The following is a 14,937-nucleotide window of genomic DNA, read 5'->3' as shown; positions in this document are numbered from 1 at the left end:
GGATTTTGGGGGGATTTTGCAAAGGTCTCAAATGGTCTTTGTTGAAGGCCGAAGTATCGACATGGTTTTTGACAAAATACATGCCGCCGAAAACGGCTGCGGCGATAACGAAAACGCTGACTTTCATTTGCACTCTCCTATGGTTGCCTGACGGCTGTTGTTTTGATTTGAATCGTGGGAAGGAATGTGCGGCATGGTAATCGAACAGGATTTTTTTACACAAGCTTACGGATAATCGGTTTATTTTTTAGGCAGGCGGTATAGGCGGCGGGCGGCTTGAACCACGGTGCCGATGCCTGCGGCGGCCAGCAGGAACAGCAGCGGCCACACGACCAGTTGCGGCAGCAGCCACAGCAACACTGCGGCGAGCAGGAATGCTGCGCCGATACTTAGTTGCGCCCATGCTTCGGAGGGTGCGACGGGACGGATTTTGCCGAGCTGGCCGTCCAGCATGGCGGCCAGCTGCAGTGCCCGACGCACCATGCCGTTTACGCGGCCACGACGATACGGCCGCTTCCATGCGCGGGCGCGCCGCCGCAGCAGTTGCGTGTGGGATTGTTCGTCGAGTACGACTTCGGTGGCGTGTTGCAAATCGTCCAAAAAGATTTTTTCCAGTTCGGCCACGGTGTCGGAATCTTCAATGGAAATGTCCAGTTCGCGGTTGGCATACCAGCTCGACAGGTTCAGGTTGGTGCTGCCGACCCGCGCCCATGTGCCGTCGATGAGGGCGGATTTGGCGTGCAGCATGGTGCCGTCCCACTCGAACACGCGCACGCCCGCATCCAGCAGCTGGCGGTATTGAGTGCGCGACACGGTGCCTATCCATTTGATGTCGGAGGTGCGCGGGACGAGTATCCGCACGTCCACGCCGGCGGCTGCGGCGTTTATCAGTGCCTGCGTGTACATGCGGGTGGGCATGAAGTAGGCATCGGTAATCCACAGGTTGTCCCGCGCCAGGGCGATAAGGTTCAAATCCAGCCGTACGGTGTTGGTGTTGTCGGGCGTGGTGGCCAGCACGCGGGCCTGAATGTCGCCGCAGGGGCCAAGTGTGCCGCGTTCGTAGTTTTTCAGCGTGGCGGGCAGGGATTTTCCCTGAGAGGCCAAGGTGTCGGCAAAGGCGGCCATGATGTCGTGCACCGCCGGGCCGTCGATGCGCAGGCCGGTGTCGCGCCACGGGGCGATGCCACGGTTCGGGTCGCCTTCCCAGGCCGAAGAGATGCATAAGCCGCCGACGAAGGCGGTCCGCTCGTCGATGATGATGGATTTGCGGTGGTTACGCGAGACCATGCCGAGTCCGAGCGAGAGGCCGGGCGGGTTGTAGGCCGTGATGTGCGCGCCTGCTTCGCGCAGGGGGCGGAAAAAGCCGGTAAGGTGGGCGGGCAGGCAGCCCAGCCAGTCGTAAGCCAAGACGACGGTTACGCCCTGCAACAGTTTTTCCAGCAGGATGTCGCGGACGCGGCGGCCGAAGGCGTTGTCGGCGAAGATGTACATTTCGATGCAGATGCTATCTTCGGCCGCCAGCATGGCTGCTTCCCAGGCGGGGAAGTTTTCCGTACTGTCGAGCAGGATTTCGATGCGGTTGCCCGAACCGGCCTCCGCACCGGAGGCGCGGGAAACCAGTTGTTCGATCAGGCTGTTGGTGGTAACGGCGGATTCGCGGCTCATGCTGTTCCTTTGTGCTGTCGCATATGTCTGAGGCCGTCTGAAAAAGTGCAGGGTGGCTTTTCAGACGGCCTGTGCGGTTCGGCTACATTTGTATCGAACCGCTCACGGTTACGCGGATTTCTTCGCTGCCGGGCGAAACGGGCAGGTCGGGCGCGGACAGTGCTTCCGGCGCGGCGGCGTATCGTCCTTCGGCCAGGGATTTTTCCAGTACGGCGGACGGGCTGCCGGATTCGTTGATGCGGAGTTTGACGATTTTATAGCCGGAGAAACCCAGTGCTTTGCCCAAATCGGCGGCGCGTTCTTGGAAGCGGTGCAGGGCGGTGCGGCTCAGTTCGTCCACGGTTTCTTTTTGTTTTTGTTTGGACAGGGAGAAAGAGGTGTTTTGCACTTCGGCTTCGGCCTGCGAGTCGGCAATCAGGCGGTTGAGTGCGGCGAAATCCTTGCTTTCCACCGAAAATTCCACCGATTCCTGCCAGCCGGTCAGGATGCGTTTGTTGTTGCGGTATTCGTAGATTGGGACGGCGGTGCGGCCGAACTGCGCGGTTTCGAAGGTTTTGCCTTCGGCACGGCGGGAAAAAGATTGGAGTTTGGCAGTAAAGGCGCGGTTTACTGCCAAACGGTCGCGGCCTTCGGCACGGATGACGAAGGAGGCGGTCATGGTGTCGCGCGGCACGGTGGCGGAAACGCTTTCGTCAAATTCGACGATGTTGTAGTTTAGCGGTTCGGCACCGGCGGCGGTACAGGCCAGCATCAGGCTCAGGAGTAGGGCGGGCTTGTTTTGCATTTCGGATGTCCTTTCTTGCGGGCGGATATTTTTCAGACGGCCTTACACTGCGGTAGAGGCCGTCTGAAAAGTGTTGCCGCCGGGTTTATTCAAGCTCCAGGACGGCGGAGGTGTAAACGTTTTGCACGTCGTCCAAGGCTTCGAGCGCGTCGATGAGTTTCTGCATTTTGACGGCATCGTCGCCGCTCAAGACGGTTTCGTTCTGGGCGCGCATGGTAACGTCCCCGTCTTCCGATTTGAAGCCTGCCGCTTCGAGCTTGGCTTTGACTTCGGCCCAATCGGCGGGGGCGGTGATGACTTCGATGATGCCTTCGTCGTCGGCAATCACGTCTTCGGCACCGGCTTCCAGCGCGGCTTCCATCAGTGCGTCTTCATCGACGCCGGTGAAGACCAGGTAGCCCTGATGGACGAAGTTGAAGGCCACGCAGCCGTCGGTGCCCAAATTGCCGCCGTTTTTATTGAAGGCGTGGCGCACGTCGGCGACGGTGCGGGTTTTGTTGTCGGTCATGCAGTCTACCATCAGGGCCGCGCCGCCGATGCCGTAGCCTTCGTAGCGCAGTTCGATGTATTCCACGCCTTCCAGATTGCCTGTGCCTTTGTCGATGGCGCGCTGGACGTTGTCTTTCGGCATGTTGCTGGCCGCGGCCTTGTCCATGGCCAGGCGCAGGCGCGGGTTTGCGCCGGGATCGCCGCCGCCCAGGCGTGCGGCGACGGTGATTTCTTTAATCAGACGGGTGAAGATTTTGCCGCGCTGTGCGTCGGCTCGGGCTTTTTTGTGCTGGATGTTTGCCCACTTGCTGTGGCCTGCCATATATTTTGTCCTTTTTATTGCTGTTTCGGAGGGCGGTTTCAGACGGCCTGCCAAACGGCACCGCCTGCCGCATTGAAAAAGAAAGGCGCGATTTTATCATACCGCGCCGTCTGAAAACACTTACCCGCCGGGCTTGCAATTTCGCCCTGCGCCTAAATATTGCCGCCCAACGAAAAGGAACAATCAAACCATGGATAATCTGACCGACCATTTCCTGATTGCCACACCCTCGCTGGAAGACCCATTTTTTGGCGGCAGCGTGGTCTATATGTGCCGCCACGACGGGGACGGCGCTTTGGGGCTGGTCATCAACAAACCTTCGCCGATACCGATGGATGCGGTATTTTCCGCCATCGACAAGCCCGTGCCCGAACAATTCCGCAGCAGCCTTGTGATGATGGGCGGGCCGGTGCAGATAGACCGCGGCTTCGTCGTCCATTCGCCTTGCGGGCAATGGCAGAGCAGCATCGCCGTCAATGCCGATACCGCGCTGACCACGTCGCGCGACATCATCGAACGGCTGGCGGAAAACGATGCCGTCGGCAAGGCGATTTTGACCATAGGCTGCGCCAGTTGGGATGCGGGGCAGTTGGAACGCGAATTGGAAGAAAATTCGTGGTTGGCCGTGCCTGCCGACGGAAATATCCTGTTTGACCTGCCGTTTCACGAACGCTACCGCGCGGCACTGGCCAAGCTCGGCATCGAGCCGGTGATGCTGATGAGGGAGGCGGGACATGCCTGAGGCCCTGTATTCCGCACCGGCCGGGACGTGCCTAGCCTTCGATTTTGGCGAGGCGCGCATCGGCGTGGCGCAGGGCGGCGCGGAAGTCGGCATCGCCCATCCGCTGCAAACCGTTTCCGGCGAGGGCAACGAACGCAAATTTGCCGCGATTGCCCGCCTGATTGAAGAGTGGCGGCCCGATTATCTGGTGGTCGGCCTGCCCGTCCACAGCGACGGCACCGAACACGAGCTGACGCGGCTGGCAAGGAAATTCGGCCGCCGCCTTCACGGCCGCTTCGGCCTGCCTGTGTATTGGGCGGACGAACGGCTGACTTCGCTGTACGCTGAAAGCCTGTTGGGCGAAGCGCAGGTGTTCGGCCGCAAACAGAAGGCGGTGTCGGACAGTGTGGCGGCACAGGCCATCTTGCAGGGCTTTTTTGCCGGCGGGGCGGTTGAGTTTTTCAACGGCGGGGAATGACCGCCGCCGTGTGTTTTTTGTTTGAGCTGCCGTTGGAAAGGCCGTCTGAACAATCTGTTTCAGACGGCCTTTTTGTGTTTGTGTTGCGGTTTATTTGTCCAACAGGGCGACGAGTACGGCCTTGATGGTGTGCATCCGGTTTTCGGCTTGGTCGAAAACGATGCTGGCCGGGCTTTCAAATACTTCTTCCGTCACTTCCACGCCGTCGAGGCCGAAGGTTTTGTATATCCATTCGCCGACTTTGGTTTCGCGGTTGTGGAAGGCGGGCAGGCAGTGCATGAATTTGACTTGCGGGTTGCCGGCGGCGGCCATCAGGTCGGCGGTAACGCGGTAGCCGCGCAGCAGGTCGATGCGTTCCTGCCAGACTTCTTTCGGCTCGCCCATGCTGACCCATACGTCTGTGTGGATGAAGTCTGTGCCGCGCACGGCTTCTTGCGGGTTGTCCGTCAGCAGCAGGCGCGCGCCGCTTTTTTCGGCCAGGCTGTGTGCCTGCGCGATGATGTTTTCAGACGGCCACAGGGCTTTGGGTGCGCCGATGCGCGTATCCATGCCCAGCAGCGCGCCGATCAGCAGCAGGGAATTGCCCATGTTGTAGCGCGCGTCGCCAATGTAGGTGTAGGCGGTCTGTTGAAGGGGTTTGCCGCTGTGTTCGCGCATGGTAAGGAGGTCGGCTAGGATTTGGGTGGGGTGGAATTCGTCGGTCAGGCCGTTGAATACGGGCACGCCGGCGTAACGCGCCAGTTCTTCCACGACTTCTTGTCCGTAGCCCCTGTATTCGATGCCGTCGAACATTCTGCCCAACACGCGGGCGGTGTCTTTGATGCTTTCTTTATGGCCGATCTGGCTGCCGCTCGGTTCGAGGTAGGTAACGCCCGCGCCTTGGTCGCGCGCGGCCACTTCGAAGGCGCAGCGGGTGCGGGTGGAGGCTTTTTCGAAAACCAGGGCGATGTTTTTGCCGCACAGGCGCGGTTTTTCGCGTCCGGCTTTTTTGTCGGCCTTCAGTTCGGCGGCCAAGTCGAGCAGAACACCGATTTCTTCGGGAGTGTAGTCGGTGAGTTTGAGGAAATGTTGCTGCCGCACGGTCATTGTCGTCTCCTTGTTTTCAGACGGCCTTTCGCAAAGCCGTTTCAAAAGGCTATCTTAAACGGATTTAATCTTTTTTAACAGTGCTGTTTCAGACGCTTTTGCGCCGCGTCAAAGGCCGTCTGAAAACATTCGGCGGCGAAATCGGGTAGAATCCGCGCTTTTGTTTTGAAGTTGCAGAATTAAGTTATGTTGGAAATATTGAAGGCCGCGTTGTTCGGCATTGTGGAGGGCATCACCGAGTGGCTGCCCGTCAGTTCGACAGGGCATATGATTTTGTTGAACGAGTTTGTGTCGTTGGACATGACGCCCGAGTTTTGGAAGATGTTTTTGGTCGTGATTCAGCTGGGGTCGATTATGGCGGTGGTGGTGCTGTATTTCGACAAGCTTTGGCCGTTTGCCGGCGGTCTGCGCCTGAAGCCCCATGCCGTGCCGCTGTGGAGCAAAATCATGCTGGCCTGCGTGCCGGCGGCGGTTATCGGTTTGGCGTTGAACGATTGGATAGACGAGCATTTCTACAATCCGTGGACGGTTGCGCTGGCTTTGATTACGTTCGGCGTTGCCTTTATCGCGGTGGAAAACCGCAATCAAAGCCATCGTCCGCATACGGTCGAGCTGGCGGCGATTTCCTATAAGCAGGCTTTTTGGGTGGGGATGTTTCAGGTGATTGCCGCCGTGTTTCCCGGAACCAGCCGTTCGGGGGCGACGATTTTGGGCGGCATCGCCGTCGGCCTGAGCCGCGCGGTGGCGGCGGAATTCACGTTTTTCCTGGCCGTGCCGGTGATGTTCGGTGCCAGCCTGCTGAAAATCGCGAAACACGGTTTGTCGTTCAGTGGTCATGAGTTGGCGGTAATGGCAGGCGGGATGCTGGTGAGTTTTACCGTCAGTATTCTGGCCATCAAATTTTTGATGTCGTATATCAAACGCCATGACTTCAAGGTGTTCGGCTGGTATCGGATTGTGCTGGGTTTGCTGGTGATTGCGTATTTCACATTGATTAAATAGCGGTTTGAAAAGGAAGAGGCCGTCTGAAACGCCGGAAAACGGTTTTCAGACGGCCTCTTTTTTACATTGCGCCGTAATTGGGCCCGCTGCCGCCTTCGGGGCAAACCCAAGTGATGTTCTGCGTCGGGTCTTTGATGTCGCAGGTTTTGCAATGTACGCAGTTGGCGGCGTTAATCTGCAGTTTCGGGCTGCCGTTTTCCTGCACGATTTCGTACACGCCGGCCGGGCAGTACCGCGTTTCGGGAGAGGCGTATTCGCGGAGGTTGATGCCTATCGCGGCCTGCGGGTCGGCGAGTAGCAGGTGGACGGGTTGGTTTTCCTCATAGCTGACGTTGGCGAGGAAGACGCTGCTCAAACGGTCGAAAGTCAGCACGCCGTCAGGTTTGGGATAGTCTATCGGTGTGCAGTCGGCGGCTTTTTTCAGGCTGCCGTGGTCGGTGCCGTGGTGGCTGATGGTCCACGGCGTGCGGCCTTTGAACAGGTATTGTTCCAAACCGGTGTAGGCGAAGGCCGGCCACATGCCCCATTTGAAGGACGGGCGGACGTTGCGGACTTCGTGCAGCTCGCGGTAGAGCCAGCTTTGTTCAAACAGGGTTTGGTAGCTTGCGGCTTCACGGCCGCTTTCGGCATGGTCGTTTCCGTCCAACACGGCCAGCACGGCTTCGGCGGCCAACATGCCCGATTTCATGGCGGTGTGTATGCCTTTGATGCGCGGCACGTTTAAAAAGCCCGCCGCATCGCCGATTAACAACGCGCCCGGGGCGGTGAGTTTCGGCAGGCTTTGGAGGCCGCCTTCGCTCAGGCTGCGCGCACCGTAAGCGATACGCCGCCCGCCTTCGAAGGTTTTGCGGATTTCAGGGTGGGTTTTGAAACGTTGGAATTCTTCAAACGGCGACAGATAGGGGTTTTGATAGTCGAGTCCGACGACGAAGCCGACGGCGACCTGATTGTCGTTCAGATGGTATAGGAACGCGCCACCGTAGGTTTTGCTGTCGAGCGGCCAGCCCGTGCTGTGCATTACCAGTCCCGGCCGTGATTTTTCGGCGGGGATTTCCCAAATTTCCTTGATGCCGATGCCGTAGGTTTGCGGCTGGCTGTGCTTATCCAATTCGAAACGGCGGATCAGCTGTTTGCTCAATGAACCGCGGCAGCCTTCGGCAAACAGCGTCTGTTTGGCGTGCAGTTCCATGCCTGCTTGAAACATCTCGGTCGCTTCGCCGTCCTTGCCCACGCCCATGTTACCGGTGGCGATGCCTTTGACCGAGCCGTCGGCGTGATACAGGATTTCGGCGGCGGCAAAGCCGGGATAGATTTCGACGCCGAGGTTTTCCGCTTGTTCGGCCAGCCAACGGGTCAGCAGTCCGAGGCTGATGACATAGTTGCCGTGGTTTTGGAAGCAGGGGGTAACGGGCAGTTTGAAGGCCCGCTGTTTGGTGAGGAAGAGTACCTTGTCTTCGCTGACGGGGCAGTTGAGCGGTGCGCCGTTTTCGCGCCAGTCGTGCAGTAGTTCGTTCAGGGCTTTCGGGTCGATGACTGCGCCGGCCAGAATGTGCGCGCCGACTTCCGAACCTTTTTCCACGACGCATACACTGATTTCGCGCCCGTCTTTTTCAGCCAGCTGTTTCAGGCGGATGGCAGCGCTCAGCCCGGCAGGACCCGCGCCGACAATCACGGCATCGTACTGCATACTTTCGCGTTCGATGGTTTGTTCCATGTTTGTGTGTTCCTTGGTTTTATTCAGGCGCGATTATACCGCAGGCCGTCTGAAAAATATGTTCGGACGGCCTGCGGTGCGGGCGGTTTAGCGGTTGAAGCGCAAACCGTCCGACGGTTTGCCGAATTCGATGGGCGGGCATTGCCAGTGTTCCAGCAGTTTGTTGATTTGTTTGATTTTGTGTCGTCGTACGGGTTTGCCGAACATCACCGGGGCGTTAATGGTGAAACGCCGCTTGGCAAACAGGAAATTGACGACTTCTACGATTTCCATCTCGTTGCCGTGAAAGCGGATTTCGGTGGAGCTGGTCAGCAGGCCGCGGCCTTTGGTATAACAGTTTTCTTCCGTGCGGCGGTATTTGTTCAACTGCGCCCACAGTTCGAAATCGGGGCTGTAACGCGCGCCGTTGGGCACGGGAACGGAGAGCATAGGATAGGTGCGTTGCGCTTTGTTTGACATCACCCACAATATAACGATTGATAAAATCCCGCCGAACAGTCCGCCGACAATCGAGCCGATAACAATGGGAAGGAGGTCGCCCTGCATAATGTTCTCCCGATATGGCAACTCATGGAAAGAGGCCGTCTGAAACCCTGTTTCGAAAAAGGGTTTCAGACGGCCTGGACAGACGAATCTGCGCCGATTATTTAGAAGCGGCTTCTTTAGCTTCTGCAGCAGCTTCAGAGGCGGCTTCTTTAGCATCTGCAGCAGCTTCTTTGGCTTCTTCAGCAGCTTCAGAGGCGGCTTCTTTAGCATCTGCAGCAGCTTCTTTGGCATCCTCAGCTGCAGCAGCTGCGTCGGTCGGTGCTTTACCGTTTAAAGCGTCTAAAGAAACCTTACAAGCGGCTTCTTTTTGATCTGCAGGCAGGTTTTGCAGTGCTTCTTTGCTTTGATCGAATGCTTTTTGCATTGCTTCTTTAGTAGCGGCATCGACATTTGCAATAGAGGCGGCAAATGCTTTTTCATACTCATCACAAACTGAACCGCTGGTAGAATTTGTGGAACCAGAGTCTCCACCACAAGCGGACAATGCCAATGCGGCCAACAGGGATGCCAGTAAAGCGGATGTTTTCATTTGTATCTCTCTTTGGTTTGATGTTAAAAAGAACTCGGATTGTTATGATATTTCTTTCGTTCGTCAAGATTTTTGTGATTATTTATTTGCCTCATTCAGTAAATTGATTGGAAAAAGCAACATTTCAAACTGTTCTTGCCGACGTGTTTTATAATCGCGCTTCTTTGTGTCCGATGCTTCCGAGATAACGTATGAAATGGTTGAAACGCAGCAATACCCTTTGGAAAACCGTCCTCCGCTACGGCTTGGCCGAACTGTTTGTCTCGTTGGCGAAAAAGGGTTGGCAGCGCAGGTTGCTGGCCGCCCTGCCGCAATCGCGCGATTCGTCAGCGGAACCCCTGCCTGTGCGGCTGCGGCTGGCTTTGGAAAGCCTGGGGCCGGTGTTTGTAAAATTCGGACAGGTCCTTTCCACCCGCCCCGACCTGATTCCGCACGATTATGCGGTGGAATTGGCCAAATTGCAGGACAAAGTACCGCCTTTCGATGCGGATTTGTCGCGCCGTCAGATTGAAAAGGCCTTCGGCAAGCCGATTGCGGAACTTTATGCCGAGTTTGAAACGCAGCCGGTAGCCAGCGCGTCGGTGGCGCAGGTGCATAAGGCGCGGCTGCACGGCGGCGAGCGTGTGGCGGTAAAAGTGTTGCGGCCGGACATCCTGCCGGTTATCGAGCAGGATTTGGCACTGCTGCGTTTCGGTGCGGGTTGGGTGGAGCGGCTGTTTGCCGACGGCAAACGCCTGCGGCCGCGCGAAGTGGTGGACGAATTCGACAAGTATTTGCACGACGAGTTGGATTTGATGCGTGAAGCGGCCAATTGCAGCCAGCTCGGCCGTAATTTCAAAGACAGCGAAATGCTGATTGTGCCGAAGGTGTTTTACGATTATTGCAGCCGCGACGTGCTGACCATCGAATGGATGGACGGCACGCCGGTTTCCGATATTGCCGCCTTGCGGGCGCAGGGGCAGGATTTGCACAAGTTGGCGGAATACGGCGTGGAAACTTTTTTCACGCAGGTGTTCCGCGACGGCTTCTTCCATGCCGATATGCATCCGGGCAATATTTTGGTGTCGGCCGACAACCGTTATATTGCGTTGGATTTCGGCATCGTCGGCAGCCTGACCGATTACGACAAGCGTTATTTGGCGATTAACTTTCTGGCTTTCTTCAACCGCGACTACCACCGTGTCGCCACGGCGCACATCGAGTCGGGCTGGGTGCCGCCCGAAACGCGGGCGGAAGAGTTGGAAGCGGCGGTGCGCGCGGTGTGCGAGCCGGTGTTCAACAAGCCGATTTCCGAAATTTCCTTCGGTTTGGTTTTGATGCGGCTGTTTGAAGTGAGCCGGCGGTTTAACGTCGAAATCCAGCCGCAGCTGGTGTTGTTGCAGAAAACGCTGTTGAATATCGAGGGTCTGGGGCGGCAGTTGGAGCCCGATTTGGATTTGTGGGCGACGGCCAAACCGTTTTTGGTGAGATGGATGAACGAGCAGGTCGGGCCGAAAGCCTTTTGGCGCAATCTGAAGAACGAAGCGCCGGATTGGGCGGAAATGCTGCCCGCCCTGCCGCGCAAACTGAATGCGCTGGTGGACGAGGCGCGGCAGAAGGAAATGCGCGACGCCTATGTCCATTTGGTGAAAATCCAGCAGCGGCAGAGCTTGTGGCTGGCGGTAATTGCCGTGGCTTTGGTGTTGATTTTGCTGTTTAAATAGGATTTATATAGTGGATTAAATTTGAATCAGGACAAGGCGACGAAGCCGCAGACAGTACAGATGGTACGGCAAGGCGAGGCAACGCCGTACTGGTTTAAATTTAATCCACTATAGATAAGGGGAGGCCGTCTGAAAAAGGGTTCAGACGGCCTCTTTGTATGTTTGAATATTATTTTCAGACGGCCTCAAACCTGAAAGGCCGTCTGAAAAACTTATTCTTTGACATAAACGATTTCGACATCGTAGTCGTCTTCATTCCAATCGTCGTCATCGTCATCAAGTTTGTTCCGCCATTCTTCTTCGCGGCTGAGCGGGGAGTCGAGGCCGCTTTCCAGCCGCAATACGGACAGCAGGTGGTAAATATCCTGCGGCAGCGGGGCTTCAAACTGCATTTCCTCACCGCTTTGCGGGTGGATGAAACTCAGGCGGTAGGCGTGCAATGCCTGTCTGGCCAATGCCTTGATTTCGGTTTTTACCGTGTCGGAGCAGGGATGGCGCGGGTTGCCGTAGACGGGGTCGCCCGCCAGCGGATGCTTGGCTTCGCGCATGTGGACGCGGATTTGGTGGGTACGGCCGGTTTCCAGCGCGCATTCGATGTAGCTGTGCGCCTGGTAGCGTTCCAAAACTTTGACGTGGGTAACGGCTTCTTTGCCGCCGAATTTTACCACCGCCATTTTGACGCGGTTGTGCGGGTCGCGTCCGATTTGGGTTTCGATTTTGCCGTCGAACGGCACGATGCCGTCGGCAACGGCGCGGTAGATGCGTTTGACGGTACGGGTTTGCAGCTGCTGCACCAAGTGGTTTTGCGCGGGCAGGGTTTTGGCCACGACCATCAGTCCGCTGGTGTCTTTGTCCAAGCGGTGGACGATGCCTGCGCGCGGGATGTTTTGCAGCGCGGGGCAGTGCGCCAAGAGGCCGTTGAGCAGCGTACCGGACCAGTTGCCCGCCGCCGGGTGGACGACCAGCCCGGCGGGTTTGTTCAAGACGATGACGCTGTCGTCTTCGTATATGATGTCCAAATCCATCGCTTCGGGGGTGAAGGCCAGGGTTTCGTTGCTTTCGCGGATTTGCACGGCCAGCTTCTCGCCGCCGATGAGTTTGTCTTTCGGCTTGGCCGGTTTGCCGTTTACCGATACCGCGCCTTCTTTAATCCAGTCGGCCAGCCGCGAGCGGGAGTAGTCGGGCAGCAGTTTGGCCAGCGCGGCATCGAGCCGCAGGCCGGCATATTCGAGGGGAATGGTTAAATTTAGACAACTTTCCGCAGCGGGGGCTGCACCAAAATCGAAATCGTCGTTATAATCGGCGGCATTTTCAAAGGAAGAGTTCTGCATGAAAAAAATTCTTTTAGTAGTAGCTTTGGGTATCGCGCTGGGCGGTTGTGCCGCCAACAAGGGAACTTCCGACAAAGATGCACAGATTACCCAGGATTGGCCGGTCGAGAAGTTGTATGTCGAGGCGCAAGATGAGTTAAACAGCAGCAATTATACGCGGGCTGTCAAGTTATATGAACTTTTGGAATCGCGTTTCCCTCAGGGGCGTTATGCGCAGCAGGCTCAGTTGGATACGGCCTATGCCTACTATAAGGACGAGGAGCGCGAAAAAGCATTGGCGGCGGTCGAGCGTTTCCAACGCCTGCATCCGCAGCATCCGAATATGGATTATGCCCTTTACCTGAAGGGTTTGATTTTGTTTAACGAAGACAAATCGTTCTTGAACAAGCTGGCTTCCCAAGACTGGTCGGACCGCGACCCGAAAGCCAACCGCGAGGCTTATCAGGCGTTTGCCGAGCTGGTTCAACGCTATCCTCAGAGCAAATATGTCGAAGAAGCGTCCAAGCAGATGGAAAAACTGGTGGATGCGCTGGCGGGTAACGAAATCTCCGTCGCCCGTTATTACGCCAAACGCGGAGCGCATCTGGCCGCGGCCAACCGTGCGCAGAATATCATTACCGGCTTCCAGAATACCCGCTTCACGGAAGAGGCCTTGGCGATTATGGAGGTGTCCTACCGCAAGATGAACCGTCAGCAGTTGGCGGACGATACCCGCCGCATTTTGCAGCAAAACTTCCCGCAAAGCCCTTATTTGCAGCAGGAATGGAGGAGCGACGATGCGCCGTGGTGGCGTTATTGGAAATAGCTTTTTAACAATCGGCAGGCCGTCTGAAAGGTTTTCAGACGGCCTGCGGCGTATAATGGGAACGGCAGGGCTAATTTGAGGAGTCATCATGGATTTGCACGGTATACGCGAAGATTACAGCAAGCGGCAGTTGTCGGAGGAAGATTGCGCGGCCGACCCGCTCGTTCAATTCGAACAATGGCTGAACGAAGCCATGACGGCGCAGGTAAACGAGCCGACCGCCGTCAATGTGGCCGCCGTCGGCACCGACGGCCGGCCGAACAGCCGCATGGTTTTATTGAAGGAAGTCAATCCGCGCGGTTTTGTGTTTTTCACCAACTACCAAAGCCGGAAAGGGCAGTCTTTGGCCGCACACCCGTTTGCCGCGCTGACGTTTTTCTGGCCCGAGCTGGAACGGCAGGTGCGCGTTGAGGGCAGGGTGGAAAAATTGGATGCCGCCGCGTCCGACGAATATTTCGCCAGCCGCCCCTATACCAGCCGCATCGGGGCGTGGGCGAGCGAGCAGAGCAGCGTGATTGCCGACAAAAGCGTGCTGGTCAAACGCGCCGCCGCCATCGGTTTGAAACATCCGTTGAACGTGCCGCGCCCGCCGCATTGGGGCGGCTACATCGTTATCCCCGACCTCGTCGAATTCTGGCAGGGGCGGCCGAGCAGGCTGCACGACCGCATCCGATACAGGCTTTCAGACGGCCTTTGGTTGAAAGAACGTCTCGCCCCGTAAAACGGGAAAACAAGCATATTTGCAAGGAGAGCGACATGATTTATGCAGACAAGCCTTTCCCGCGCGTTTTGACCATTGCCGGCTCCGATTCCGGCGGCGGCGCGGGCATACAGGCCGATTTGAAAACCTTCGGCGCGTTGGGCGCATACGGTGCAAGCGTCATTACCGCCGTTACCGCCCAAAACACGCAAGGCGTGCAGGGCGTGCATACCGTTCCGGCCGAAATGGTACGGCAGCAGTGCGAATCGGTGTTTTCCGACATCCGCATCGACGCGGTAAAAATCGGCATGTTGCCCGATACGGAAACCATCCGCACCGTAGCCGACGTGTTGCGCCGTCATCCCGCGCCGTTTGTCGTTGCCGATCCCGTGCTGGTGGCCACTTCGGGCGACAGCCTGGCGTTGGAAAATACCGTCGAAACCATTTTGTCCGAGTTGATGCCTTTGGCCGACCTGCTGACACCGAACCTGAACGAACTCGCGCAGCTGACCGGAAAAACGCTGCCGCAAGATGAAACAGAAATGTTGGAGCAGGGGGAGATGTTGTTGAAACGGGGCGCGAAAGCCGTATTGCTTAAAGGCGGCCATTGGAGCGGGGAGTTCGCCCGCGATTGGCTGGTGCGGCCGGATGCCGATCCGCAATGCTTCATCAACAGCCGCATCGATACCCGCAATACGCACGGCACGGGTTGCACTTTGTCCAGCGCGATTGCCGCGCTTTACCCGCACCGCCGACAGTTGCCTTTGGCCGTTGCCGCCGCCAAAAGTTACCTGCACGGCGCGATAGATGCGGGTCGGAGCTGGCGTTTGGGAGAAGGTGCGGGGCCGGTCGCCCATTTTTGGCGTACCGTCCGTTGAAGAGATAAATTCAGGATAAAGCGAAGGCGCATGCCGAACGGCAAGGCAGGCAACGCAGAGAGGCAGCCAATCCGCCATACGGTATCTGACCTATAAAAAGGCCGTCTGAAAACCATGTTTCGTGTTTTCAGACGGCCTTTCTTTATGGCCGGAACATATAGTGGATTAAATTTAAATCAGGACA

Annotated in this window: 15 protein-coding genes; 7 read left to right on the top strand and 8 right to left on the bottom strand. The window is 57.2% G+C overall.

Going from position 1 to position 14,937, the window contains the following annotated elements; all coding sequences use genetic code 11:
* Positions 1-240: 240 nt before the first annotated feature.
* From HMPREF3107_RS04350 to HMPREF3107_RS04340, 3 genes are all read right to left on the bottom strand, one after another.
* Positions 241-1,665 carry a phospholipase D-like domain-containing protein gene (locus HMPREF3107_RS04350; RefSeq protein WP_070453888.1) on the bottom strand — a complete coding sequence of 475 codons (1,425 nt, stop codon included), beginning with the start codon at positions 1,663-1,665 and terminating at the stop codon, positions 241-243.
* 82 nt (positions 1,666-1,747) lie between these two features.
* A complete protein-coding gene (locus HMPREF3107_RS04345) occupies positions 1,748-2,449 on the bottom strand; it encodes an SIMPL domain-containing protein (RefSeq protein ID WP_070453886.1) in 702 nt (233 codons plus the stop codon).
* Positions 2,450-2,534: 85 nt separating this feature from the next.
* Positions 2,535-3,260 (bottom strand): YebC/PmpR family DNA-binding transcriptional regulator, encoded by a 726-nt coding sequence (locus HMPREF3107_RS04340; protein ID WP_049252285.1) that lies wholly within the window; start codon positions 3,258-3,260, stop codon positions 2,535-2,537.
* A 190-nt stretch (positions 3,261-3,450) separates the two neighbouring features.
* Between HMPREF3107_RS04340 and HMPREF3107_RS04335 the strand changes: the two genes are divergently transcribed.
* Both HMPREF3107_RS04335 and ruvX read left to right on the top strand, forming a co-directional pair.
* Complete coding sequence (locus HMPREF3107_RS04335; RefSeq protein WP_070453883.1) at positions 3,451-4,002, top strand: YqgE/AlgH family protein; 552 nt, start codon at positions 3,451-3,453, stop codon at positions 4,000-4,002.
* On the top strand, positions 3,995-4,459 hold the full coding sequence (gene ruvX, locus HMPREF3107_RS04330) for a Holliday junction resolvase RuvX (protein WP_371327474.1): 465 nt from the start codon (positions 3,995-3,997) through the stop codon (positions 4,457-4,459). The genes HMPREF3107_RS04335 and ruvX overlap by 8 nt, the downstream gene beginning before the upstream one ends.
* A gap of 90 nt (positions 4,460-4,549) precedes the next feature.
* Here ruvX and argF read toward each other — a convergent pair whose 3' ends face one another.
* Entirely contained in the window at positions 4,550-5,545 is a 996-nt protein-coding gene (gene argF, locus HMPREF3107_RS04325; protein WP_070453881.1) for an ornithine carbamoyltransferase, read from the bottom strand.
* Between the two features lie 186 nt (positions 5,546-5,731).
* On the opposite strand from argF, the gene HMPREF3107_RS04320 reads away from it, so the two are divergent.
* The gene (locus HMPREF3107_RS04320; protein ID WP_049252289.1) at positions 5,732-6,547 is read left to right on the top strand and encodes an undecaprenyl-diphosphate phosphatase; all 816 of its coding nucleotides are present in this window, start codon (positions 5,732-5,734) and stop codon (positions 6,545-6,547) included.
* 61 nt (positions 6,548-6,608) lie between these two features.
* Here HMPREF3107_RS04320 and HMPREF3107_RS04315 read toward each other — a convergent pair whose 3' ends face one another.
* From HMPREF3107_RS04315 to HMPREF3107_RS04305, 3 genes are all read right to left on the bottom strand, one after another.
* On the bottom strand, positions 6,609-8,261 hold the full coding sequence (locus HMPREF3107_RS04315; RefSeq protein WP_070453879.1) for an electron transfer flavoprotein-ubiquinone oxidoreductase: 1,653 nt from the start codon (positions 8,259-8,261) through the stop codon (positions 6,609-6,611).
* Between the two features lie 87 nt (positions 8,262-8,348).
* Positions 8,349-8,807, bottom strand: a complete 459-nt coding sequence (locus tag HMPREF3107_RS04310; RefSeq protein ID WP_070453877.1) for a hypothetical protein — start codon at positions 8,805-8,807, stop codon at positions 8,349-8,351.
* Between the two features lie 97 nt (positions 8,808-8,904).
* Positions 8,905-9,336 (bottom strand): DUF5339 family protein, encoded by a 432-nt coding sequence (locus tag HMPREF3107_RS04305; protein WP_070453875.1) that lies wholly within the window; start codon positions 9,334-9,336, stop codon positions 8,905-8,907.
* Positions 9,337-9,527: 191 nt separating this feature from the next.
* On the opposite strand from HMPREF3107_RS04305, the gene ubiB reads away from it, so the two are divergent.
* The gene (ubiB, locus tag HMPREF3107_RS04300) at positions 9,528-11,039 is read left to right on the top strand and encodes a ubiquinone biosynthesis regulatory protein kinase UbiB (RefSeq protein WP_070453873.1); all 1,512 of its coding nucleotides are present in this window, start codon (positions 9,528-9,530) and stop codon (positions 11,037-11,039) included.
* Positions 11,040-11,251: 212 nt separating this feature from the next.
* On the opposite strand, the gene rluD is transcribed toward ubiB, so the two are convergent.
* Positions 11,252-12,370: a 23S rRNA pseudouridine(1911/1915/1917) synthase RluD gene (gene rluD, locus HMPREF3107_RS04295; protein ID WP_070453871.1), complete on the bottom strand. Its 1,119-nt coding sequence runs from the start codon at positions 12,368-12,370 to the stop codon at positions 11,252-11,254.
* Between rluD and HMPREF3107_RS04290 the strand changes: the two genes are divergently transcribed.
* The 3 genes from HMPREF3107_RS04290 (at position 12,369) to thiD (ending at position 14,753) form a co-directional block, all read left to right on the top strand.
* Positions 12,369-13,175 (top strand): outer membrane protein assembly factor BamD, encoded by an 807-nt coding sequence (locus tag HMPREF3107_RS04290; RefSeq protein WP_070453869.1) that lies wholly within the window; start codon positions 12,369-12,371, stop codon positions 13,173-13,175. The two genes, rluD and HMPREF3107_RS04290, sit on opposite strands and share 2 nt — an antisense overlap.
* A gap of 88 nt (positions 13,176-13,263) precedes the next feature.
* Entirely contained in the window at positions 13,264-13,896 is a 633-nt protein-coding gene (gene pdxH, locus HMPREF3107_RS04285) for a pyridoxamine 5'-phosphate oxidase (protein WP_049252301.1), read from the top strand.
* Between the two features lie 35 nt (positions 13,897-13,931).
* Complete coding sequence (gene thiD / locus HMPREF3107_RS04280) at positions 13,932-14,753, top strand: bifunctional hydroxymethylpyrimidine kinase/phosphomethylpyrimidine kinase (protein ID WP_070453867.1); 822 nt, start codon at positions 13,932-13,934, stop codon at positions 14,751-14,753.
* Positions 14,754-14,937: the final 184 nt, after the last annotated feature.

The sequence above is a fragment of the Neisseria sp. HMSC31F04 genome (genome assembly GCF_001807735.1).
Lineage (GTDB): Bacteria > Pseudomonadota > Gammaproteobacteria > Burkholderiales > Neisseriaceae > Neisseria > Neisseria elongata.
Note: the sequence above shows the minus strand (reverse complement) of the source record. Positions and strands in the feature narration are given on the sequence as shown.